The organism is Haladaptatus salinisoli, assembly GCF_020614375.1.
Lineage (GTDB): Archaea > Halobacteriota > Halobacteria > Halobacteriales > Haladaptataceae > Haladaptatus > Haladaptatus salinisoli.
Genome location: NZ_CP085333.1, coordinates 241,245 through 265,244, shown reverse-complemented (window position 1 = coordinate 265,244; position 24,000 = coordinate 241,245). Strand labels below are relative to the sequence as shown.

Below are 24,000 nucleotides of genomic sequence, written 5' to 3'. Positions count from 1 at the left end.
CGCCACTCCTTGCTCATAATTGGGTAAAAACAGGAACAGTAACTGGGTAGTTGCCCGGTGCATGCCCATGACTACAATCATGGTTTGTGTTTCCGGTATGCGTTTTAGGGTACCGTCCCATGATTGAGATGGGCGCTCACAACCACCCTCACCTCGCACTTAAACACAAGCACACTGTCACACGCCATCAGCCAGATGTTGTTGTCTTTGCCAGGTTGTGAGCGTCCCCATCATTGCCCTTACTTCTCGCTCTAAATACTGCCTTCAGCCTTAATGGTACATCCTCGTGATCACCAATTTTGGGCGTTAAAGTACAATACTGTCCCGTTAGTTATTTACTGGTTGCTCCAGTTGACCGAGTTAGTAGGAACAGCCCATAAAGAGCACCTTGGCAACTTGGCAAGGTGAGTGTTCTTACAGGAGGGGAACATGGTAATTGATTCATCTACTACGAGAAATGGATTAGCAACAACTGGAATGTCAGGGTCACTCACTGAACGAATCGTCACTATAGTTTCAGAAGAAGGCGGACAGTCAGTAGATGAACTCAAACCGTTATACAATGCGATTGACCCGGATGCGCTTGAGTCACTTTTTGCGCCTCGAGGAGACGGGTCCTCTCGTCCAGACGGCAAAATCTCGTTTCAGTACGCGGGATACTGGGTGACAGTATCGAGTGATGGTGCAGTTGAGGTTGAGGCTGAAGATCGATAGAGACGAAGAAGGACTCAGGGAGTAGCGGCTTTTCTTGTCCAGTGATCAAAGTACCCACTATCGACAGCCTGCCGCTGTAATAGAATTGCATTGCACCACGTTCTCCCAGAGATACTATAATGGGCCAGATTGTACAGTAGATGAATTGATGGCAACTATTGTGGAACTCTCGCTCCAAGCGACGGAGTTTCCGCTTGGTCGCTTACTCACCGCCGGGACAGAAACCCAGATCGAATTCGAGCGAATCGTCCCTGTCGGAACGAACGCTATTCCCTTGTTCTGGGCCTGGAATACCGATCTCGACGATTTTGAACGGCGTGTCCGCACCCATGAGCAAGTTAAAGAACTCGTTGAGGTGGAGGAGATTGACGATCGCCGACTGTATCTCCTGAATTGGGACGCGCCTGAAGGTGAATTTTTTGAGGGGTTTACTGCCGCCGAGACGATCATTCGGAGCGCATATGGCTATAACTCCCAAGCGTGGGAGTTCGAGATCCTCTTTCCTAATCAAGACGAACTCACCACATTCCATAACCATTGCCGCGAGAATGATATTCAGTACACACTTGGGCAAATGCGGACACTTACTGAAGCTGGTGATTATCTCCTGGATAGTGTCCTCACCGAAAAACAACGTGACGCGCTGTTGTTGGCCCTTCAACGGGGCTACTTTCAGACACCTCGGCAAGTCACCCTTTCAGAGGTGGCGGCGGAATTCGATATCAGCCAACAGTCGCTCTCCGATCTAATTCGACGTGGGAACGAGGCGTTGCTTGAGCATACGCTTCTTAACGCTTCTGAGACGACGCCACCTGAGTAAGGCGTTCTGTCATGGTCAAGCAAAAATCTCCTGTTCGAACAGCCCTAGTGTTTGTATAATTTGTTCTGGTACGTCTAACGGTATGGCACAGTATGAACGTCCCTCACTTTCACTGAGTGAGGTTTGTCAGATTTTATCGAGTCGCTATCGACGCCACCTTCTCTCCCATCTCCAAACGAAGGACGCTGATGTTGCGGACCTTGATGAGCTTGTTACGCACATCCACAAGAAGAGTGAGAAAACAACGACAACTGAGCAGGTGCGGATCTCACTTATTTATACCCATCTTCCGAAACTCGCTGATTATGGGGTCATCGATTATGATCGACGAAATAAGGACGTTCGCTATTGCGACGGGACAAAACTCGAAGATTTTCTCGAGGTTCTGCCCCCGAATAACGGCTCACTGTGAATTATCCTCGGTGTGTCGCTATCGTCTTCCTTCTCTCCGTCCATAAACACGGTAGCCAGTACCACCTCTCCCCTTCCCGCTGGCTTCTAGCCGATAGATGTCAATACAACTGCAGTACTTACGAGTCGCCGTCCGGCGTCTGTCCCAAACTGTGTCACTTCGGGGCGTCCACGACCGCGGTTGTATAGAGTTCCGTATTAGGGCGGATTCTTCCCACGGCTATTGTCGCCTGTTACACCGTTGTAATAGAGGGGGGGGATCGCGAACGCGATCCCCTCCCTTTCGCAGAAACTGACGCACTCCACCGTAGCCAATCTATTACTCCCACCTTCCCTGTGTGAATTCTAGGGCTCGATCGGGGATGATTTCGAATTGGTTCTCTCACTAGAGCCATCGCGGATAGGGGTCTTAACCAACAACCCCGGTAGTTCTCCTCCTAGCGTTGGTTAAGGTTGACGCTCGTAAAGGTTTCTCTCAAAACATACAGATTGAGTATTTGCTCCTAATTCGGATCCACTGCCAATGCACCTTAGTAAATGGAAAGCCTATACTAAATCATGGCACTCCTCGAATTAGCGATCGGGTTCGTCGTGCTCGCGATTATCGCTGGAGTCCTCGGTCAACAAGGTATCGCGGGGATGTCGATGCGCGTTGCAAAATGGTTGATCGTCGTCTTCCTCGTGTTGGCAATCCTCTCAATGGTGCTGTGAGATCCGCTTTGATAGTCAGTGTGTAGTACCCATCCGACAGCAGTCTATCTGCCCCTGAGAGGGATCGACATTCTTTGCGGAGCTGGATGAGGCCGGCATCAGAGATATCAAGTCCTTCTTCTGGTTGCTGTCCGTCCTATCGGAATGCTTCTTCGGCCTCGGTGAGCAATGGTTCGATGTCGTCAGTTCAATCGGCATGGATTAGACGTCCTCCGGCTCATCAGCATACACTGCCGCTCGAACGTGTCGAAAGTCCTCACTTTGGTGCAAAATGAGTCCTTCGTCGAAGATCTCCCGAAGTTTTGCGCCATACTGTGTTGCGCTCTCTGGCGTTTCGACAAGCACCTCGAACTCATAGCGATCACCATCATACGATTGTTCCTCAATACTTCGTGCTACTTGATTGGCAATCCGTCGTCCGTAGGTGTGATTTCCGTCGATGATGACCAATATATCGATGTCACTGCTTCGGTCGGCTGTCCCGCGAGCTACACTGCCGAAAAGGATGACAGCCACGAGGGTTTCGACGTCATCTGATTCGGCAACTTGTTGCTGTAGTTCGGTGAGAAATGCTTTGATAGGTTTCCGAAACTCATCTTGGGAGATCGACAGGAGTGGATCAGATTTTTGAAGATGGTCATGATAGATCTGGATTTGAGCAGGACGTCCTGTTTCCAGTGTAACGACACCCAGTTGTTCGAGTAGATCGACTGACCGAGAAATCGTTGAAATATCTGTCGCTATTATCTCTGCGAGTTCTTTCTGGGTGAAGCCTTGATGGGGTTCATTTACGAGATGATGGAAAATATCTTGCATCGCTTGATACCGGAACACTCGCTCTTCCGGGAACGGAAAATCGAGCACTATTCCTGATCACGCTCCTGTCCAGTCACCAAGCCTCTAAATTTCTTGCTCAAGCGAAGGCCCTTCGGTGTTCTACACTTCCCGACCACAAACGCGGTAGCCGGTACCCGCTCTCCCCTGCCCGCTGGCTTGTAGCCGATAGCCGCCGATACAACTGCCGTACTTACGAGTCTCTTGGTAGCTCGGTCCATCCTTGAATCGCTGGCGCTTAATCTTTCTAAGACGGCCATTCGAGAGTTCGTGCATTGCGTCCATCGCCCGGTGAGCGAGCTCCTGACTGTACTTCTTGCTCACACCGGCCTCTTTCAGCCGAATCCACTCAGCGAGGTCTGACGCGTCCAAGTAGGCACGGATTTCGCCGCTTCCTTTCGGCCAAAGCCAATACCGACCGGCCTCATCACGTTCACGCCACTCCTTCCCCGCAAGCTCGTCGGGCTTTCGATTAATGACGGACGCGAGCATCTCGTTGTCATAGCGGGCCAGCGAGATGCTTCCAAAAGATGGCTCTAGTTGCGCATTCTCACTCCTCGAAAAGCCATTGATTAGTAGATACTACTGACAACGAGTTTCAAGTGATGATTCGACTCGAACACGAAGCCCACTACAACAGGATTACATTCGTTCCATTTCGTGATTCGGCTGCTGGTGCCGTGACGAAATCCGTTGGGAAGGTCGCTGGTAAAGATGCGTACACGTATCGGGGCATCGAGTGTCGCCAACGGAGTATGCCAGCATGACGCGCAGAAGCGTTGATTTAAGCGGTGGATGAGTACCGAGATCCAGAGGCGATTTGTGAGGTACAGCGGTCGTGGATTGACTGATTAGAGCGTAGAGCGGTCGATCCACGTGAACTAATGATCACGAATCGTGATTCGAAAAAGCAGGAGGACTACACGCAGTCCACCCGAAGGTCGATCTCGACGAAAATCTCGCGTTAATTCGTCCGTAACCGTCGATACTCTAACTAGCCCGTCGTATACATAGGTTGATTCGAAACGAGATCATTTTAATTACTATCATAAAACATTAGAAATCACAGTGAACTGTTAAGCCCGTTCAAACGATGATAACGATCTAGCCGGTTAATGTAGCCGTCCATCGACAGCGACTTTCGGGTGGTTCCGGGCGGGACGTACCAGTTGCGAATAGGAACATCGCTAATGATTGTTCCCCGCCCGTCGCGGAATCACCAGAGGACTGCTAACCATGAAGAAAGCACTTCGATTGTTGCTCGCGCTGGCGCTCGTCTCCTCGGTGCTCGTAGGCGGTTTCGCCGGGAGCGTCGTCGCGCAGGAACAGGAAAACGAGTTCGAACAGGAAGCAGAGGCTGAAGTCGACCAGGAACAGTGGGTCTCGCAGACGAACGTCAACGTCCAGGACGACAACACCGCCGTGGCGGCGTGGGGCGGTGACGCCACTGCTGTGCAGGCAAGCGAACAGTCCAACGAGAACAGCCAGACCGGCATCGCGATCGCTTCGAACTCCGCCGAGGACGTCGAACAGGAGAACGAAATCGAGAACGATCGCGTTGTCCCTCGATAATTCGGTGTTAGCCCACCGGTGCAACCTTTTTATGTGATGGTGCCAGCGACGGACATCGTCGAAAACCTCGCTAGCCATTCAGCCATCAAGAAATAAGCAGGTTGTCAGTTGTTGTGTTCGTAAGAATCGGCCAGGGCGGTGCTACTCCTGATGCCAACTATCCCGGCGAGAAAGATCGCTCCCAGCACTGTTCGTCGTTTGCGATTGATCCGGCCCTGTCTCAATTCGCTAACATCACGTTCACGTGCACTGTATCCCCTCCCTACTCGCGCCTTCAGCGCTCGTTGAGGAAGGGGGCTTAGCGTCTCGGTTAAGCTAAACAACCGTGACATGCTTTCGCGGATATGTTTCAATACCATTACAATTAAGGATGTGGCAGAAAGAGGATTTTGCGACAGATGTTGCCGGCTGTGTCCAATTCACGGGGGATCCTGCCTAATGTTTGTGAAAAACGTATTCAGTACTGTAGCCTCAAGACCCCCACACTTATGCCCCCATCATCCGACTCAGACGACTCACATCCCCTTTTTCACGAGCACACCGAGTCATCTGCCGAAGACACGTTTTTCGAACAGCTCGTTCACGACGCACTTGACGGATTACTCACCCTCGATGATACGGCAAAGATTTGCTTTGCAAACGAAGCAGCAGGCACCATCTTCGGCTATGACGTTGATGAACTCGTTGGTCGATCAGTTGATGACCTCTTTCCCGAACGGTATCGTGACACGTATCTCGCCGAATTGCACCAAAATATGCGCGACACCGAGACGGCAGCCGAACATACTGATCTTGAGCGTGTTGGGCGTCGCAAGGACGGTACTGAAGTCTCGCTTTCCGTCTCGTTTCGAGAACATACGTATCGTGATCAGCGCCTCTTTACGGCAATAGTCCGCGATATCTCGGCACAGAAGCAACAGCGTGAGCAACTAGAAGCAGCGACTGAGAAGTATCAGACGCTCGTCGACGCAGCCCCGGATGCAATTTTCGTCGCCGATGCTGAAACGGGCATCATCCAAGAAGCGAACCAGGCCGCCGTTGAGTTTCTTGGAAAACCGGCGGACGAAATCGAGGGTATGCATCAGACCGACCTCCATCCCTCGGAGGAAGCCGAACGTTACGAAGAGCTCTTTCAGGGTCATCGGCGGCGAGGTGGCCCGTTCGAACAAACTCACGATCTGAAAATTGTCGATGCCGATGGCCAGCAGATCCCGGTCACCATCAATTCGAACGTCACCACACTGGAGAATCGCCGTGTGATTCAAGGTATTTTCCGTGATATCAGTGATCGAAAACGACGGGAGGACGCGCTCCAAACGTTACATACGACAACCCAGCGAATGTTTACGACCTCGTCCCGGCAGGAGATCTGCGCCGAAGCGGTGCGAACGGCAACCGAAGTGCTGGAGTTGCCACTCACCGGCCTACACCTCCACGCAGAAAACGAAACGGCACTCGAACCAGTCGGCACTTCCGAAGCAGTGAACACCGTCTTCGACGGTTCTCCCCCGACAATCACCCCCGAGGATTCGCTTGTTTGGGACGTCTTTGAGACCGGTGAATCGCGAGTAATTCACGATCTCCAAGAGATCGAGACTCAGCAACCACAGGAGACGCCAATTCGAAGTGCGATTATTACCTCACTCGGAGAGCACGGTGTCTTCATCACGGCATCGACCTCGGTTCACGACTTCGATCGCATCGACTACGATCTCATGCGCGTCCTCGCTGCAAACACGGAAGCCGCATTGACACGCGCCGAGCGTGAACACGCCGTAGCTCGTCAACGCGACGAGTTAGAAACCCTGAACCGCCTCAATGCGATCATCCGTGACATCAACCAAACGCTCATCGCTGCACCGACGCGCGAGGAGATCGAGCGGACAGTCTGTGAGCGGTTCGCTGGCTCGGACGGCTATCTCGGGGCGCTCATCGCCGATCTCTCAACCGCAGAACAAGGGTTGAACATCCGAACCGCAGTCGGGATTGACGATCAGTATCTTCAAGCGGTCGATGCCGCTGCGCCCGCAACGGAACAAGGACCTGCGGCATCAACGCTTGAAACCGGTACTCTCGCTGTCGTGGAAGATATCTCGACGAGCGAAATGTTCCCCGAAGCTGTGCGAGAAGACGCATTGGCACGGGAGTATCGGGCTGCCGTCTGTATTCCACTCAGCTACGGTGACACGATCTACGGTGTACTGGTCGTGTACGCGTCACAGTCAGCACTGGTCGGAGAGCGCGAACAAGTAATCTTTGCAGAGCTAGGCGAGACGATTGGCCACGCGATCAACGCCGCTGAGAATAGGAAGCTCCTTCATACGGATCGAGTTCTGGAACTCGAATTTTCGCTCTCTAAGACTGACGCCTTCTTCTTCACCGCTTCTGACGAACTGGACTGTACCATCACCCTTGACGGCGTTGTTCCATCGTCGGACGGGACGTTACTGTTCTACGTCTCCGCTACTGATGTGACCCCTGGCCAACTCCTTGAGCGAGCATGGAAAGCACCGAGAGTCGATCAAGCACGGCTGATCGCCGAGACGGAATCCAACAGTTCCTTCGAATTCGTGTTTCAGGGCACCGAAACGGCCTCGCAGTTACTTATCGAACGAGGAGCATACATCCGAAGTGGGATGGCTTCTCATGGGGTGGGGACGCTCACGATCGAAGTACCGGCCGACGTCAACATTCGATCGTTCGTTAAAGCCGTCCAAACCATCTATCCGAATGCATCACTTCACGCTAAGCGACAGCGGACGCGGCCAGTCCACTCTCGAACTAGCTTTCTGAACGAACTCAAGACGACGCTTACTGACCGCCAGCTTGAAATTCTGAAGATGGGATTCCATAGTGGATACTTCGGCTATCCGCGCGACAGTACCGGTGAAACGCTCGCAAACACACTCGATATCGCATCCCCGACGTTCCACCAGCACATGCAGTCTGCACTGCAGAAACTACTCACCTCTATCTTTTCTCCCGACAGGGAGTTACATCCGCACTAACCATCAGTGCTCTCCGTCAGGTCCACCTCAATATTGAGCCCAACTACTTGTTGGTACTGGCCTGTTACCAAAACTCAATATGACTAGCAGGGAGCGACCAGAAACACCAGCTGTGGACGATCTGAGTATACCGACACAGAGTCTCGATGCCATCCTCGACCTGCTGAGCAACGAGTACCGCCGCCATATTCTCTATCACTTTCATGGACAGCCACAAGCGGTTGCTACCGTTGACGAACTCGTCACGCATCTTCGCACGCAGTTCGATATACAGGTAGCTGGGGATACTGACCGACTCAGAATACAACTCCTCCACACTCATCTTCCCAGACTGGAGAAGCATGGCATTCTCGAATACGACGAACGAAGCGAGACTGTTCACTATCGGGATAAAAGAGAAATCGAACGAGTTGTAGCCATTGTAAAATTCGCAGAAATTCAGCGTGAAAATACTATCTGTCTCTTTTGATCCTATTTGTAAAGAGTGGAAATTAGCCGCTTTGTTTCAATTGACTGTCGCCGATTCAACGTGTGCTGTTGCCAAAAACGGAGATATGAAATGGACTCTCGGAGTTCTACGTTGACCGGAGTTGCTACTTCATGTTGCGGTACACCATATGTAGACCGTTCGTCGAAGCGAGTAGACTGCGGTTCGTGTTGTGGGTTTCCATACTTCCAGACGTCGATGTTGATGGTCATATTATGTTCCTCCCCATTGTGAACAACTACTGTTATCTTCAATTGCTAATAACTAGTAGGCTTCAGCCGTATCTCTTCCTACGGCGCCCAAGGTAATCAATAGTATTACAAATTCACCAATAGTAGCTACCGTGATCTTAAGCATACTGAATCCATATTATTCGTATAAGTTTCGGCCCTGCCTTCATTTGTTGGCGTATGGAAATTGAAACGGTAGACTGAAGAAGCGAGAATTGCGAAATAATATTGCTTCACTGTTGCTCAAACGATGATGCCTGCTGGAGATCAAAGCTCTAGTAATACTACGTTCTGAATTAGCTGCCGACGTTCGTATATCTCGTATTGGAGTGAGCTAAGAGGTAGTGGTTCGAGATGGTATGAGTCACCCTTTTATCGCAAGTAGATAGGTTAGTGAGTGACCTCCTCCACGCCGTTTACGGCGTGGCATCCCACCATGGGATATCGGCCAGTGGCCTTCGCGGTTCTAACCCGCACTCTCACAGGAACCGGCGACACACCGGGGGAACCTCTCGGTTTACCTCCCGTGATAGGGCTATGGCCCGGTCACATAGGCCCCATCTCCGACCGAGTCATCGACAGACGTGTGTTCTCTGGTATGCCTCTCTCCGTCGGAGTAGCACGTCTAAACACGTAGTACAGACGCTTAAACGTACCCCCGTTGGATATCCCGCCCGGCAACCGACGGCGGTGTATCGCCCCGGCCTATCGTTCGACTCGCGCCTGAAGACGCGGGTATGCACTATAAACTACTATCAGGTGGGGTCCCGCCTTCTTCGAGCGCTGCATCCACTGATTCAGGGATCAGTAGCTAGCCAGTTGCTGTAAGCAACTGCAGAGCAGGGATTTCTGCGAGATCTGCCATAGCAGCGAGTATAGGTCACATCACTCATGAATCGTCGTCGGTCACTAGAGTACCAGGACGAGGGGCGTTTTCGTACTTGACCATTTTATCGGGTTTGTCAGAAATCGTCTCGTAGATACGTTGGAGCGTTTCCTCGGCTTCGAGGAGGTTGTGCGCCTCGAGGAATTCACGGCCTTCATCGGTCAGTCCATAGAACTTCCAAGGATACCCTTGTCGGCGCTGGTCGTCGGGAAGTGCAACCTCTTTCACGATTCCAACGTCGATCAGCTTCTGGATGTGTTTGTAAACGGTGGCATCGCTAACGCTCGGGTTGAGCTGCTCTAGCTCGTACATCGACGGGAGTTGCTGTGGATGCTGCAGAATATTGGTGACGAGCGCAAACCGCGTTTGTTGGGTCACGAAGTGCACTAGTTCGCGGGCGTCTGCGCTCTCACTCGTTCCCAAATCAGTGCTCATGATACTAACTACGGACTGACTCCACAAGTAGTTTACCCTAGAGTAAATTACCCCAGGGTAAACAACCTCTTTTTCACCAGTAAATTACTTAGTAAACTCTTTACTGTCTTCGTAATATGAGTCCCATATGCCCGACGGAGAGTCGTCGATTCCAGATGACATTCTCACGAGCGCAACTACTCAACTCGACCACGATGAGATCTCGCTGGCCGACAACGAAGAGATAATTCAAACGCTGAGTGAGCTCACACCAGTCTACGAAAATGACCGTTCATACTTCGTCCTCGGGAACTACGATCGCGAGCCGATTCGCCGACTCAACCTCGTCACCGACCGCTTGAACCGTCGTGAGGACGCCTACGCGTTCCGGATGGTCGATATCCGTGGTGAATGGGATAACAGCATCCAGAAATTTTGTCTCATTGCCGACCTCGTTACGTACCTCGTCGGCGTCGCCGAGAAGGATCCAAGCGACTTCCTCGTCGAACAAGGCCTGCTCGTCGGCACTACAGAGTACTTTTCGAAAAGTCACGTTCTCAAACGTGAATATGATGATGAAGAACATCCGTTTGGATGGATGCAAGACGGCGTCTTTGACCTCTTCGACAAAGAGGGTCGGTTGTATCGATGGCGAACGGATGAAGATCTTCTCGAAGCTACCGAATCACTTCCGTAACCTGGCTGTGGATACCGAGCGTGTAGGGTATTCACCTCCCGATGCCACGTGATTCGAATCCGTTGTACTACGTCGAACAAACAGACACGGACGTTGACAGTCCCGCCTTGTGACTAGTGATTCATCACAAGGTTCCGACAACAAACGCGGTGGCCGGTACCCGCTCTCCCCCTCCCGCTGGGTTGTAGCTGATAGCCGCCGATACAACTGCCGTACTTACGCGTAGCCGTAAAACATCCGCCCCAACCTGTGTCAATTCGAGGTGTCCACAACCGCGTTCGTGGCTTCACTAGGGGCTCGACATCGGATCTTAGTACGAGCCGCGTCTTGCAATTTAATAAGTAAAAGTGCAGCTCCATTAGGAGGGTGTTTTAATAACTATGCTCGTGCAAATAGTTAACCAACGGCTTCCAAAGAAAGCATCCTTTACACAACGAACACTGAACCATCGCAGCGAAGCATTGACGACATTGATCTCAATGATTTCGCCATGCAACCAGTCTTAAAGTTCGTCGTCACATTTCTTATCGGTGGGGTGTTCTTTCTCCTCCCGGTTCCATACCAAGGAGAAATCACGGTACTGTTCGATATCGCCGTCAGTTTCATCACCGAGACGTTCCCGACCGCAATTGGTGTTTATTTGCTAGCTATCATCACCGGCGGTGTCATCACAACGCTCGCAATGCTCGGTGACGGTAGATTTGCAGGGTATGACCTCTCCTATTTCGAGATATTGAACGTCTTTTGGGGACTTCGAATAGCCGGACTCCTTCTGGCACCGATCATGTTATTCAAACTTGGCCCTGAGATGCTCCATACATCCGGCACCGGCGGCTTGATGTGGGGATCACTCGTGTACAGCGTCGGCGTTATCATTCCTTTTGGCGTCATTGGACTGTTTACCTACACTGTTAGGGCAATTCTTAACATTGTCGTCCCCAATATGCTATGAGATGACAACGGGCACCCCCGAGAGAATGCTTCGGGTGAATTTGTCGACCGGCGCGATCAAGAGTGAGCAAGTGCCTGCTCACTGGCAACGTCGATTCATCGGGGGGAAAGGGCTCGGTGCTCGGTATCTATATAAGGAACTCGACGCCGGAACAGACCCACTTGGGCCGAATAATGTGTTACTATTTATGACGGGGCCACTGTCGGGGCTCTTACCCGACGACCCTCGATACGCCGCGATAACGAAGTCGCCACTGACAGGGGCGTTCCTCGACTCCTACAGCGGTGGGACGTTCGCAGGCAATCTCGCGGGCGCGCTCGGCGACCACCTCGGACTGCTTGTCAGCGGTCACGCCGACGAACCGGCTATCATCGAACTTGAGGACGGAAATGCGACTATTACACCGGCTGGAGACGTATGGGGAATGGACGCAGTGGAAGCGTGCCATGCATTTCCGGACGCCGCAGTCGCGTGCATCGGATCGGCTGGTGAACACCGTATTGGATTTGCGACTATCGCGTCCGATGGAGCCGAGCATCACGCCGGACGGGGCGGTGCCGGTGCGGTCATGGGTGCAAAACGGCTCAAAGCAATCGTCGCGAAAGGAGATAGACCAGACGACCTCCCCGAGTTGCGGGCGGAGTACGTCGATCGATACCGGGAAGACGATGTCGGAAAGTGGCAACGGGTGAGCGGAACGTTAGAGACTGTAGACTTCGCGAACGAAGTCGGCGTTCTCTCGACTCGGGGCTGGCAACAGGGACAGTTCGAGAAGACCGACGATATCGGCATTGAGGCAGCGCACGAGGCGGCCACCGAGCGCGAACACAAGAACGGCAGTATTCCGGGTGGATTCCGAATCGAAACCGACGAAGGGACGTACGTCCCCCGCGGTGCGACGGCGATGAGTCTCGGTGCCGAACTCGGCATTGATGAGTTCGATATGATAGTGGCAGTGGGCGAAACCTGCGATCGGCTCGGTGTCGACGTCATCAGTGCGGGAAATGCGGTCGCGTGGGCGATTCGAGCCAGTCAAAACGACGTCATTGATCGGGAATTTGGGTTCGGGGATGCGGAGGCCGCACGGACGCTCATCGAGGAAATCGCGACGAGGGCGACACCGCTGGGCGACGCGCTGGCAGATGGTGTTGCGGCGGCCATCGCTACGTTCGGGGGAGAAAATCTCGTCCCAACGGTGAAGGCGATGGAATTGCCTGCATACGATCCTCGTGGGGCGAAGGGGATGGCGCTCGCATACGCAACGAGCGATCGAGGAGGGTGTCATCGACGTGCGCGTCCTGTGGAAACGGAAGTGTTCGGCGAGGATTGGACTGACGAGGATCGAGTTCGGATCGTCGTAACCGAGCAGAACATCCGATCTGTCCTCTGGAGTCTTATCGCGGACGACTTTATAGGGGAGGTTCTCTGGGACGACCTCGGCGCGGAGTGGCTGGCGGCCGTGGGCCGAGAGTACGACCCCGGCGAGCTTTGGCTCGTCGGCGAACGGGTGTGGACGCTGATTCGATTATTTAACGTTCGAGAAGGGTTCTCGAAGGAGGACGATTCCCTCCCGGAGGTGTTCACAGAACCGCTCTCCGGCGGTCCGACAGACGGCCACAGCATCGATCCTGCCGCGTTTGAATCACTGCGAGAGCGCTACTATGCAGTACGAGACTGGAGTGACGCAGGATATCCGACCCGAACGCTTCTCGACCGACTCGACTTAACTGACGCCGTCGATGATCAGACACCGATTGCCGAACATTCGATTGGACAATGACAGATAGAATAGACCTCGATGAGATGAAGGCGGACGAGGCCACCGCCGAAGAGGCTCCGAAACCGGGGGATTGGTTTTGGCGCGAAAAAGGCGACCCGACAGATGACTCAAAGACCACGACTGCAACGTCGAACTCGGAATCCGACACGACCACGAATGGCGAAACCGACGATTCAGTGACTGCAAATACGAGTTCGAATTCGCTCCCACGCGTGCCGCGTGAAAACGAGGATAAACCGGTCGGCGTTCCGGTCGAATCTGGCGGAGCCGGCGCCGGAGATATTAGCAACGCCGGTAGCCAGACGGATGGTTCCCCGACCGCTGGGGACACCGAAGCGTCTAATGAACGTACGGATGTAACCGCCGGCGAGCAGTCGAATGAACTGACCGAAGACCCGTCGACCGTTGCCCCCCATGGTGGAGAGGTAGACGACATGACGTTGGCGTTCACCTACGAGGCGGCACAACGAGTCGTCAATTTCCGCGCAGTCGTCGTCGACGCCGCTGAGTGGGCAGACTGGATCGGCCTCGTGGGTGGAGTTCCTGCGCACGTCATCAACAAATTTCAGCGCACCAATCAAATTGATCTCGACTTCTTCAACGGGGGCGGGACGACGCCTGCGGAGCGTCTCGCAAGCATCGACCGCCATTCGATGTTCTTCGCCGAACGAATGGTTCTCGTGGGAATCAAATCAGAGGACGAAGAAATTGCAGCCGCCGCGGACTGGGAATTCGTTCCGTTAGCGAAGGCCGCCGAAAAAGCTGACTGGGAACTCACGGAATGACATCCATCAGCAGATCGGAAGCGATCGCCGCCGAAATTGCGGAGTAGTTTTTTGGCACTTGGCGTGTTACCTCGTGCCACGGGAAGAACCCATGAGTCTACAAACCGCTGGCAAGCAATCGCCCGTACTGTTGGCCGCCATCCTGCTCTTCGGCGGATGGGTCGTACTGAGTGTGTTCCGAATCTTCAATACCATTCCGTCGATCTGGACCGGTGGTGACTTCGTCGGCCAGTCCTCGTTCAGTGGATTCGTCGGTCTGGCAGTTCTCTTCGTCTTCCTCGGTTTGCTAATCGCCCTGTACGGTGCGCTTGAAGAAACATCTCCGACGCCCGAACGGTTCCCACCGGAACGATGACCTACTACGAGTGTGAGAACTGCGGCCAACTTGGCGATTTCATAGACTTGGAAGGGAGCACAAATCGACAGTGGTGTCCGGTGTGCGAAGAACCGACTCTCTGGGAACTAGCGTTTGCCGACGAACAGGCGGGGGTCTCGTTTTGACTGTCGAATTCGAGGTTGGTGATAGATTCGTCGCTGCCGCCCAGGAGTGGGGGAATCGACGCCTGATGGACGAAACCCAGGCGCTCGAAACCAAGGCCGAACAGGCACTGCTCGAAATCGAACACCTCGTCTCCGGCGCAACCAACGTGACGTTCGAAATCGAGGACCGAACCGTTCGCCACGAACCGAGCGACGAATTAGCGACGTTGTTGAGCCAACAGGCAGACGAAACGGGATTGTCAGAGGCTGAACTCCTTGAACTCCACGTCGAACTGTTCTCGGGCGCGTTTCGGGACGACGATACTATCCGCCCGCCGAACGCACCGCAGAAAGACGATCTCCCGTGACCGTCTGCGTGGGCTTTTTGTGCGGTGATCAAGTCCTCACCCATGCCTAGAGGCGAGCGAGGTCGATCGACGTAAAACCGTGAATTGGCTCGCAACCGGGTGACAGGGGAATGCATAAGTCGTTCCACGATGAGTGTCACCACATGACGCACAAAGACTCCGGTTGGCGACCAAGCGTCGGATTCGAGACGTACGGGGGACATGAAATCTGGGATCACGGCACCGGTCCGCACGAGATTAACCACGGCGAGGTCGACGGAGAGATCGAGTTCCCTGAAGAACTAGAACGACTTATCGAAGAGCTCGAAGATTGACCACGCCTCGGAAATGGGGATTATTTGCGATTTTATTCGGTGCGCTTAGAGCCGCGGGAACGCCCGTTTCTCGCGCGGTGGGACGTAGAAGTTGGCTCGAGAAACGACAGTGATGAAATTCAGAATACCGTTGTTCTTTCGCTCGGTGATCGACGGACTATCGTCTCGAAGGTACCAGCCGTTCATCGCCTTTCGGGTTCGTTCGAAATCCGAGAGCGACCGTTGGAGCGCGAGGAAGTGGACGCCCGCGTGACCACCGTCCACGGTGTTGAAATCGCGTCGCAGAATAACCGGCTTGCCGTCCCGCCGCGTCTGAGCGACTTTCTCCTGGTGTCCAACCACGTTGTACTCGCGAGCGTGTTCGCGCACCGCGTCGGCGAACGGCACAGCGTCGGTGAATCCCGCTACATCGGTCTGTGAAAACTCAGGAGAAAACATTCGTGCGACGCGCTCGCTCTCGTCGAGCGCGTCGAACCACTCGTCCAGCGACTGCTCAAGGTGGCTGAGATGCATGGTCGTCCCGCCCGTGAACGCACCTGACTCGATGGTAATACGATCCTCACTCGCCTGGGTTCCTCGCAGGCCAGATCGAAACCCCATGAACATTCGGTCTTTTTCGGAGAGTGGCGGATTGTTCGGGATCCCCTCAGCGTCGGTGTGTTCGACTGGCAGCCCCCTTCCCCTGAACCCCGTGCGTCGTTCGTCGACGTCGAACACGTCGCGTAGGCGATCAACGACTTCGACGCTGCCGAGTTTTTCATTCCCGCCGAACATGGCCGATTCGGCGGCCCGAAGGTGCGAGGGTGCGTCGCTGGCGAGCACCAATGCGGCATCGAAATCGAGTAGCTTCGGATTGTCGGTTCGCGAAATGACCGTCGGGCGATGAATCGGAGCCGAATCGAGGGCGTCCAAACGAGCGAAGTACTCCGTCCCCCATGCGAGAACATGGAACAGACCGTCCGACGACCAGTCGTACGCGGACTCCAACGTCCGCATCGCACGCTCGACGCGACGGGCGGCGTCGACCGACGGCTCCGAAGAGAGGGAGAGAAGCAGGATGAGATGGTGACGCGGTAAAAGCAAGTTACCTGCGGAATCCGAGCGGGAAAAGGCGTTCCAGGCGTGTTGACGGCTTGGAACTCGGTCGGCGTTCGGGTTGGCCGGAAGGTCAAGCGGTGTCGCACGCTTTCGAGGGTCGTCCTCCATGAGTGCGGAACACCCGGCGAGTCCTATCCCAGCAACCGCCCCCGCTAACTTCTGGAGCAGGCGGCGTCGCGTTCCCATGATAATCGTCAACAGGGCTAGCGTCCCGATTGATAAAAGGATTTCCCGACGAATCATTCGAGTGAGGATACGAATCCAAAAATCGGGAACCACGCGCTGGTGATGGAGAGTGGGTCTAATTGGAGGACCGCAGCTGCGAACTGAGCCCAACCGATCTCTTGAACGATCGTCTTCCGTTACCTTGCGCTCCTTTCGAGTAAATCACCGGGCAAAAGCGTTTAAGCGACTGTACCCCAAAGGACATCAATATTGGATATAATTAGTCCGATTCACGGTGGTACCGGAGGGCACCATCCACTCTCGCTCAACATTGCGACGGTGGTCGTAGCGGTCGGTGTACTCGTTTTCGGTATCATCCTCTACGATGCATATCGGACGTACTGGGGATAGCACATGGAAGGCGAACACGACCAACAGGATCACCATCGCGTACACGACCGTTCTACCCGTCACCAACTTGTAGGCGCCCTCCGAACGGCGGTGTATGCGCTGACAGCACTCTTGGGTTTTTCCTTGTTGATAATCGGAACTATCGCCATCATCGCGGAGGTGAAAGGGACGTGGCACTGGTCGATTCACCTTGAATCGACGCTTAGCTACGTCGGCCTTTTTGTGCAGTATCTGCTTGTCGTGCTTGTTCCGCTGTTCGTCCTATTCGTCGTCGCTCGGAGGCGATGGAGTGATGCGTGAAGTGAAACTCAGGCAAGCAGCGCAGGCGATCCCCCTCGTGCTACTCGGCACGCTCGTCGTCGTCGTAGCTGGGGTTGGTCTCGTTGGATTCGTCGCCGAGACCCAACAGACGTGGCGCTGGTACTTTCGAATGGAACAGGCGATAGCGATAGCGACGCCCATCGCGCTCGCGCTAGCGGGTGCATCGTTGGTTGCACTCCTTGGGGCAATCTTATTCGTCAGGGAATGACCCCATCTGATGGGTCGGCCGAGGATCTATTGAACCGGGCACCATCCCCTTGTTCGATGGGGTACTGCCGTCAGTTCTCGCCATTGCAGAAACCAGGCTAGACCATCTGCGCGACCAACTCGTCCTCGAACTCCGCGAATCCTTCGACTACTTTGGCCCCTGCGCGATAGAACGACTCGTCAGTATTCTTCAGTACGTCCGCGGCGAACATATCAACCCATGTGAGCAAGTGCTCGTCGAGGAAGACCCGTTCGAAGCCAAACGTTTCGTCGTCGCCCCGACGCTGTCGCTCGATGAGGTATCGAAGGAAGGCTAACTCGACCACGACGAAGTCACTCTCTTCGGGGTACTCCGCCGGCGGTTTCCACCCCGCCGCTGCGTAGCTCGCTTGCACGTCAGCGAGGCCTTTGCCGAGGAAATCGGCGTCGTCCCGATAGTACGTCTCGTGGGCAAGTACCGGAGGGCGTGGGCCGACAAACAAGTGAGTGTACTCGCTTGATAATTCTTCTTGCACGTTTTCGACCGACCGGCCGTCGTTCTCTGCGATGAATCCCTCCAACTCGGCGAATCCCTCGTCTAGCGCGGGATTGACCTCCTTGTCGGGAATTCGAATCTCACCGCTGAGCAAGTTGTCGACGAACGATTTCCCCGGCACGTCCCAAAAGGTGTCGATGGCGTAATCAAGGAGTTCGAGTCGGGCGTCGTAGATTTCGTAGTCGTCCATGTTATCCCTCGAATAAAAGGCTCGTGCGACACTTGCCGCAGTACTCGAAGACGCTGTGCTCGGAGTCCGGTGAGAGTCCAGCGACCATTTCGCCGACCTCGTCTTCGATCTTCCGGGCCGAGGCCTCGCTAGTGAATGAGTCACCGCAGCGGATACACGTTCGCATCTCGCCCTCGCGAACCGTCATCCACGCAGGATCGTCGCCCTCACGGTTCTCGGGGAGTAATGAGAGATCGAGTCCATCCATCATTTCGATGGCCGCTTCCGGACACCCCTCCTCACAGAGACCGCAATTAACGCACAACTCATGGTTAAACTGGAGACTCCCTTCGAGACGCCGAATTGCGTCGGTCGGGCAAAGGTTCGAGCAGGTCGGCGTCAGGACGCAGTCATCGTTCACTTTCATCCGTCCAAAGTCTTTCAGGCCACGAATCACTTCGCGCTCGGGTTCGACGTGGTTCAGGATTACCCGGACGCTCTCGAGCGTCCAGCCGTGGCTGTCGTACGACGGATTTGGTCGGTCGGCATCAACCAAGTGGCCCGTTGCAACGTGATCGCCTACGGGTATCGGTGATTCGTCAAGATTCTCGACGAACTCCGAGAGCGATTCGACGAACGCGTCGGGGGCGTTCGGATTGGGTGCGAGGAACGCGACGCGGTCACTGAGTCCCAAATCGGCCGTCGCGCGATTGAGCCGCGCGACGAGATCTGCCTTCGGTTTCGAACCTGAATGACTGCATGCTTCGCCGCACCCGAGCAGCGCCACCCCGTCGGCTCCTGCGGCCAGCGCATGCATCACGTGGGCTTCCCCGATCGCATCCGTACAGGGTACCGATACTGGGAGCACGGGATGATATTCGAACTCATCGGAATCTCCCGCTGCTTTACGACCATACTCGCGGAGCGCGCTCGACGCGCGCTCCGAGCAAACGAACGCGATAACCTGTTCACCCAGCGGGTCGTCGCCGCCGAATAGCCATCCGCCCCTCTCCCGCGGTTCGAGCAGTGCTTCGACTTCTCGGGCGATTCGCTCGTTCGACGGCTCGCGAAGTTCGACCGCTCCGGTTGGGCACGCACTCGTACAAGCCCCGCAGTTCTGACAGGCAACCTCGTCGAACGACACGTCGTCGATTTTAGGACGTTCGACTGCACCGTGCGGACAGGCGTCGACGCACTCGTTACAGCCCATCTGACTCGACGCTCCCGAGGCGCACACGTCCATCTCGAAATCGAGGTGTTTCGATTGCTCGATGCCGCCGAGGAGGCTCTCGACCGTAGCGGCGGTGGCCGCGTCGAACGGGCCGGTGTGGAAGCCAAGGCGACCACCCTGCGTTCGCGAATCCGCGTCGGGGTAGACGACTTGGTCGGCTTCCAATGTTCGCTCGACGCCCTCTAACGTGATGGCATCGGTCGGACAGCACTCGATCCAAGCCCCGTCTTCCGCGCCCGGTTCGATATCGACCGGATACATCGTTACCTCCCCATCAGGTCCTTCGCGGACGCACTTCATACACCCGACGCAGTCCTCGGTAACGCGGGCTTCGAGTTGCAGTTCGAAGTCGCCGTATCTCCCCTCAACGCCGAGTACGCGACCGCGTTCAACGGCAACCGCGTCGAGATCAGCGTCGGAGTCTGTAAAGTCCGCTCCGTTCGCGATGAGCGTCACGTCTGCGGTGGCCGCGAGTGCCGCTGCAGCATTGCTGTCGCCGACCACGGCGACCGACTTTCCCGCCTCTCGCGAGACGTTCCGTGTGGTGGCTTCCTCGTGGAGACCGGCATAGGTGGCGTTGATGAGTCGCGCGGTTTTGGCCGTCGCGGCGGGTTCGTCATGTACCCAACCGGCCTCTTCGCGGTGATTCACGAACGAAGTCGCCTCGGGATGGAGTCCCTTCTCGACGCCGAGCTGGCGGAATTTTCGCTTGCACTTCGGCTCCGACGCGGTGATCAAAAGCTGGTCAAGTTCGTATTCGTCGATGACCTGCGCCATCGCCTTTAGCCCATCTTCGCAAAGCAAGCTCGAACTCGCGACCACGTCGACCCCTTTGACTCCCTCCCGGACACTGTCTAAGTCTACTCCACACGTTCCGGCGCAGGAACAGACGAACGCCCCGGTGTTCATTTCCTCTACTGATACCGTTGTCTCGAACATAGTTCTTGCGAAGAGGCACCATATAGCACGGTGTATTCGAGAGTAACTACGAGTTCCCTCGACACCCGAACGTTAATGATAGATAGTATCGAAAGAGGACGTAGGGACAATGACACGTGCTCACATAGCGCGTGCCAGGTGATACAATTCCATGAGCACGGAACCTACAGAACCGGTTTCACTCGATCTCGACCGACGGTCATTCATGAAAGCGAGCGCGCTCGCAGGGGCGGTTGCGCTCGGCGGTGGCGCAACCGGACAAATACTGGCTCAGAGCGAGACCGGCGAGCAAGAACCGGAAGGTGCGTTAGGACAGACCGAGACGGTCAAAACGATCTGCAACTTCTGCGCCGTCGGCTGTGGATTCAAGGGAGAACGACGGGGCGACGCGTTCGTCGGCCAAGAGCCGTGGCATGAGCACCCTGTCAACAACGGATCGCTCTGCTCGAAGGGCGCGGGTATTTATGGGAGTGAACACTCCCCAAAGCGACTTAAGCACCCGCTGAAGCTCGAAAACGGTGAATGGAAGAAGGTATCGTGGGATGAGGCGATGAAGGAAGTCGGCAGTAAGCTAAAGAAATATCGCAAGGAAAGCGGCCCGGACAGCGTAATGTGGCTTGGTAGCGCCCACCACTCGAACGAGGAAGCCTACGCCTTTCGAAAACTCACCGCCTTCTTCGGAACGACCAACGTGGATCACCAAGCCCGGATCTGTCACTCAACGACGGTCTCGGGGCTGGCGAACACATGGGGATACGGCGCGATGACGAACACCATCAACGATTATCGAAACTACGACCTCGATATCATCATCGGCCAAAATCCCGCCGAAGCCCACCCCATTGCGATGCAACATATCCTCGAAGGTCAACGCCGCGGCGGAACCATCGTCTCGGTCGACGCCCGATACACCAAGACGTCTGCCCACGCCGATCACTTCTATCGCATCCGTCCCGGCACTGACGTCGCCCTAATTATGGGGCTCATCCGATATCTGAAAGAGCAGGGTGAACTCGACCAACAAATGCTAAACGAGCGGGTGCAAGGGTGGCCGGACGTGGACGTCGAACTTAGCGAGTACGACCTCGACACTGTCGCCGACATAACGTGGATCGATAAGGCAGATATTAGGGAACTCGGCGACCTCATCATTCAAAATAAACCGAACGTTCAAATCGAGTGGGCGATGGGTGGTACCCAGCACAATAACGGAACTCAGAATATCCGGGCGTACGCTCTTTTGAGCCTCGCATCCGGGTCGGCGGCGCGGAGCGGTGGCGGCTTGCAGGTCATGCGCGGCCACTCGAACGTGCAAGGCGCGACCGATCTCGGTCCAAACAGCCATATACTGCCGGGCTATTACAGCGTTTCTTCACCCGCCTCTTGGGCGTATTGGGCAGACGTCTGGAACCAGAGTCCGTGGACGAGCGGGAGTACGTCCTTTAAGGACCTGTATCAGCGGTACGATAAGATGTCCAAGCAGAAGTTCCAAGACCAGGCTCCAGAGGCGGTCTCCGCGTTCGAGAACATCGGCGGAACTGAAGTCTCTAACAGGTCGATGATGTTCCAGTACGGACTGACTGTCGCCCGCTGGTTCGAGGCTGCGCTCCCGAAGGAAAAGCGGTTGAACACTTCGCAACTCTATCAGCCGACGCGGGTTCGAGCTGCGATTTTCCACGGTCACTCGGTCAACTCCATCAGCGAGATGGACAAACAAAAAGAGGCGATGGAGAACCTCGACTTGTTGGTCGTCGTCGATATGTTCCCTTCGCTAGCGTCGGTGATGTCCGACAGAAAGGACGGCGTCATCATTCTCCCCGCGTCGAGTCAGTACGAACACCACGGCACGGTAACCAACTCTCATCGATCCGTTCAGTGGCGCAACCCGGTTCGACCGCCGAGCCATAACTCGAAGCCGGACATGCAGATAATTCAGGAGTTGGCCGCCGAACTTGGTTTCGGCGAGCACTTCGACTGGGGGGGTGGCTCTGAATTATTTAACGGGAAGAACACCTATGAGCAGTGTCTGAAGGAGATCAACCTCGGCGTCCGTACCATCGGCTACCAACAGGATCCCCAGCGACTCCAGCGCCAGTACGAGTACGACTATGCGTTCAGCACCGAGGATCTCGAGGCGAAATCCGGGCCGGTTGAGGGCGAATACTGGCAGTTGCCGTGGCCGTGTTGGGGTGAGGGTCACCCAGGAACGCCCATCATCTGGCGGGATGATCTTGACCCACGAAAGGGCGGACAGGACTTCCGCGCTCGGTGGGGGGCAAAAGCACCGACCAAACAACAGTGGCAACAGGAGGTGAAGACTGGGGAAGCACCGTCCCAAAAGCAGTACCCGTTCAACGAGACGGTCAAACGGCACGGGGAAAAGGGACTGGATCTACTGCGCGCCCCCTACAATCCCGACTGGTGGAACGGGCAAGGGCAAATTCAGGGTATCCCCGAATATCCCGGCTTCTCGACGGTTTGGCCGGAGGATATTACCAATCCTGACGCGCTCTCAGTGCCGTACGAGTTCGCGCTTCGGGCGGATAAGTCAGTGTACGACGCCGCGAGGAAGCTAAAGCAAATGCAGCAGAATGGAACGCTCAAGCCAAAGAAGGCCGTCTCCGATATCAACCCTGCCGACTACGAACAGTACGATCACAAGCAACCGGACGCACCGACTGGACGAGGCAAGGCTCGTGCAGTGGCGTGGAACTTCCTCGATGTGGTACCAGTTCACCGAGAACCCATCGAGAGTCCACGACCGGATCTCGTCAAGAAGTGGCCCGCGAACGGCGCCCAGCAGAACTTTTTCGGGCTCGACCAGAACAACGCAGCGATTCAACAGCAGGCGACCGCCGCAGCTCACAAGCAGGGAATGGATATCATCATGACCACCGGGCGGCAGGTCGAACATCAGGGCGGCGGTTCAGAGTCGCGTTCGAACATCTTCCTCGCAGATCTTCAACCCCATATGTACGCCGAGATACACCCGAAGATGGCCGAACGAATGGACATCGACGGCGGAGACCTCGTGATCGTCTCGACAACTGACCGCGGGTCAGTGCTCGTGAAGGCGCGGGTGACACACCGACCGAGCGAGAAGGAGGTGTTCCTCCCGTTCCACTGGGGGGGCGTCTACCATGGGAAGAGCTTGGAGGATAGATACCCGGACGGTCTCGCGCCGTTCGCCATCGGGGACAGCGTAAACATCATCACGTCACGGGGGTACGACGCCGAAACCCAGATGCAAGAGACGAAGGCTGCGATGGTGAAGGTGCAACCGGCGACGAAGAGCAAACTCAGGGACCTCGAAATGTTGAAAGACGGGAAGATTGTCGGATTCGACGTGGAGTTCCCGCAGGACCGCGAGGGTATTGGGTCGCAGAAGGACTTCGACGTCCGCGACCACTCAACCGTGCAATGAGGTGGTAAAAATGTCAAAAGACCAATCTAATGACGGC

The 24,000-nt window shown here is 55.2% G+C and carries 22 protein-coding genes and 1 pseudogene; 17 read left to right on the top strand and 6 right to left on the bottom strand.

Annotated elements, in window-relative coordinates; translation table 11 throughout:
* Window positions 1-429 precede the first annotated feature (429 nt).
* The 4 genes from ddfA (at window position 430) to LIX00_RS25465 (ending at window position 2,656) form a co-directional block, all read left to right on the top strand.
* Window positions 430-714, top strand: coding sequence for a DdfA family disk-determining factor (ddfA, locus tag LIX00_RS25480; RefSeq protein WP_227357481.1), 285 nt, complete (start codon window positions 430-432; stop codon window positions 712-714).
* Window positions 715-862: 148 nt separating this feature from the next.
* Window positions 863-1,534, top strand: coding sequence for a helix-turn-helix domain-containing protein (locus LIX00_RS25475; RefSeq protein WP_227357480.1), 672 nt, complete (start codon window positions 863-865; stop codon window positions 1,532-1,534).
* 82 nt (window positions 1,535-1,616) lie between these two features.
* On the top strand, window positions 1,617-1,946 hold the full coding sequence (locus LIX00_RS25470; RefSeq protein WP_227357479.1) for a DUF7344 domain-containing protein: 330 nt from the start codon (window positions 1,617-1,619) through the stop codon (window positions 1,944-1,946).
* Window positions 1,947-2,503: 557 nt separating this feature from the next.
* Window positions 2,504-2,656, top strand: coding sequence for a DUF1328 domain-containing protein (locus LIX00_RS25465; protein WP_227357478.1), 153 nt, complete (start codon window positions 2,504-2,506; stop codon window positions 2,654-2,656).
* Between the two features lie 201 nt (window positions 2,657-2,857).
* Here LIX00_RS25465 and LIX00_RS25460 read toward each other — a convergent pair whose 3' ends face one another.
* Both LIX00_RS25460 and LIX00_RS26600 read right to left on the bottom strand, forming a co-directional pair.
* Window positions 2,858-3,520, bottom strand: coding sequence for a nucleotidyltransferase domain-containing protein (locus tag LIX00_RS25460; protein ID WP_227357477.1), 663 nt, complete (start codon window positions 3,518-3,520; stop codon window positions 2,858-2,860).
* 72 nt (window positions 3,521-3,592) lie between these two features.
* Window positions 3,593-3,982, bottom strand: coding sequence for a DUF8008 family protein (locus LIX00_RS26600; RefSeq protein ID WP_497007360.1), 390 nt, complete (start codon window positions 3,980-3,982; stop codon window positions 3,593-3,595).
* Between the two features lie 744 nt (window positions 3,983-4,726).
* Here LIX00_RS26600 and LIX00_RS25455 point away from each other — a divergent pair.
* The 3 genes from LIX00_RS25455 (at window position 4,727) to LIX00_RS25445 (ending at window position 8,539) form a co-directional block, all read left to right on the top strand.
* Window positions 4,727-5,062, top strand: a complete 336-nt coding sequence (locus LIX00_RS25455) for a hypothetical protein (protein ID WP_227357476.1) — start codon at window positions 4,727-4,729, stop codon at window positions 5,060-5,062.
* A gap of 488 nt (window positions 5,063-5,550) precedes the next feature.
* Window positions 5,551-8,070, top strand: a complete 2,520-nt coding sequence (locus LIX00_RS25450; protein ID WP_227357475.1) for a bacterio-opsin activator domain-containing protein — start codon at window positions 5,551-5,553, stop codon at window positions 8,068-8,070.
* A 79-nt stretch (window positions 8,071-8,149) separates the two neighbouring features.
* Complete coding sequence (locus LIX00_RS25445; protein ID WP_227357474.1) at window positions 8,150-8,539, top strand: DUF7344 domain-containing protein; 390 nt, start codon at window positions 8,150-8,152, stop codon at window positions 8,537-8,539.
* Between the two features lie 1,137 nt (window positions 8,540-9,676).
* Here the strand turns inward: LIX00_RS25445 and LIX00_RS25440 are convergent.
* Window positions 9,677-10,108, bottom strand: a complete 432-nt coding sequence (locus LIX00_RS25440; protein ID WP_227357473.1) for a helix-turn-helix transcriptional regulator — start codon at window positions 10,106-10,108, stop codon at window positions 9,677-9,679.
* A gap of 127 nt (window positions 10,109-10,235) precedes the next feature.
* On the opposite strand from LIX00_RS25440, the gene LIX00_RS25435 reads away from it, so the two are divergent.
* From LIX00_RS25435 to LIX00_RS25405, 7 genes and pseudogenes are all read left to right on the top strand, one after another.
* Window positions 10,236-10,784 carry a DUF8170 family protein gene (locus tag LIX00_RS25435; RefSeq protein ID WP_227357472.1) on the top strand — a complete coding sequence of 183 codons (549 nt, stop codon included), beginning with the start codon at window positions 10,236-10,238 and terminating at the stop codon, window positions 10,782-10,784.
* Between the two features lie 490 nt (window positions 10,785-11,274).
* Window positions 11,275-11,676: pseudogene (locus LIX00_RS25430) on the top strand (YjiH family protein); the annotation flags it as partial.
* A 61-nt stretch (window positions 11,677-11,737) separates the two neighbouring features.
* The gene (locus LIX00_RS25425) at window positions 11,738-13,516 is read left to right on the top strand and encodes an aldehyde ferredoxin oxidoreductase family protein (RefSeq protein WP_227357470.1); all 1,779 of its coding nucleotides are present in this window, start codon (window positions 11,738-11,740) and stop codon (window positions 13,514-13,516) included.
* A 23-nt stretch (window positions 13,517-13,539) separates the two neighbouring features.
* Window positions 13,540-14,301 carry a DUF7124 domain-containing protein gene (locus LIX00_RS25420; RefSeq protein WP_368410790.1) on the top strand — a complete coding sequence of 254 codons (762 nt, stop codon included), beginning with the start codon at window positions 13,540-13,542 and terminating at the stop codon, window positions 14,299-14,301.
* A 73-nt stretch (window positions 14,302-14,374) separates the two neighbouring features.
* Window positions 14,375-14,656 carry a hypothetical protein gene (locus LIX00_RS25415; protein ID WP_227357468.1) on the top strand — a complete coding sequence of 94 codons (282 nt, stop codon included), beginning with the start codon at window positions 14,375-14,377 and terminating at the stop codon, window positions 14,654-14,656.
* Window positions 14,657-14,867: 211 nt separating this feature from the next.
* On the top strand, window positions 14,868-15,149 hold the full coding sequence (locus tag LIX00_RS25410; RefSeq protein ID WP_368410789.1) for a hypothetical protein: 282 nt from the start codon (window positions 14,868-14,870) through the stop codon (window positions 15,147-15,149).
* A gap of 143 nt (window positions 15,150-15,292) precedes the next feature.
* Window positions 15,293-15,463 carry a hypothetical protein gene (locus tag LIX00_RS25405; RefSeq protein ID WP_227357466.1) on the top strand — a complete coding sequence of 57 codons (171 nt, stop codon included), beginning with the start codon at window positions 15,293-15,295 and terminating at the stop codon, window positions 15,461-15,463.
* Between the two features lie 45 nt (window positions 15,464-15,508).
* On the opposite strand, the gene LIX00_RS25400 is transcribed toward LIX00_RS25405, so the two are convergent.
* On the bottom strand, window positions 15,509-16,546 hold the full coding sequence (locus LIX00_RS25400; protein WP_227357465.1) for a DUF7405 family protein: 1,038 nt from the start codon (window positions 16,544-16,546) through the stop codon (window positions 15,509-15,511).
* A 594-nt stretch (window positions 16,547-17,140) separates the two neighbouring features.
* Here LIX00_RS25400 and LIX00_RS25395 point away from each other — a divergent pair.
* Both LIX00_RS25395 and LIX00_RS25390 read left to right on the top strand, forming a co-directional pair.
* A complete protein-coding gene (locus tag LIX00_RS25395) occupies window positions 17,141-17,437 on the top strand; it encodes a hypothetical protein (protein ID WP_227357464.1) in 297 nt (98 codons plus the stop codon).
* Window positions 17,430-17,666 carry a hypothetical protein gene (locus LIX00_RS25390; RefSeq protein WP_227357463.1) on the top strand — a complete coding sequence of 79 codons (237 nt, stop codon included), beginning with the start codon at window positions 17,430-17,432 and terminating at the stop codon, window positions 17,664-17,666. Before LIX00_RS25395 ends, LIX00_RS25390 begins: the two co-directional genes overlap by 8 nt.
* Before the next feature lie 97 nt (window positions 17,667-17,763).
* Here LIX00_RS25390 and LIX00_RS25385 read toward each other — a convergent pair whose 3' ends face one another.
* The gene (locus LIX00_RS25385; protein WP_227357462.1) at window positions 17,764-18,390 is read right to left on the bottom strand and encodes a TorD/DmsD family molecular chaperone; all 627 of its coding nucleotides are present in this window, start codon (window positions 18,388-18,390) and stop codon (window positions 17,764-17,766) included.
* A gap of 1 nt (window position 18,391) precedes the next feature.
* Window positions 18,392-20,509 (bottom strand): 4Fe-4S dicluster domain-containing protein, encoded by a 2,118-nt coding sequence (locus tag LIX00_RS25380; RefSeq protein ID WP_227357461.1) that lies wholly within the window; start codon window positions 20,507-20,509, stop codon window positions 18,392-18,394.
* A 235-nt stretch (window positions 20,510-20,744) separates the two neighbouring features.
* On the opposite strand from LIX00_RS25380, the gene LIX00_RS25375 reads away from it, so the two are divergent.
* The gene (locus tag LIX00_RS25375; protein WP_255679377.1) at window positions 20,745-23,963 is read left to right on the top strand and encodes a molybdopterin oxidoreductase family protein; all 3,219 of its coding nucleotides are present in this window, start codon (window positions 20,745-20,747) and stop codon (window positions 23,961-23,963) included.
* Window positions 23,964-24,000 lie beyond the last annotated feature (37 nt).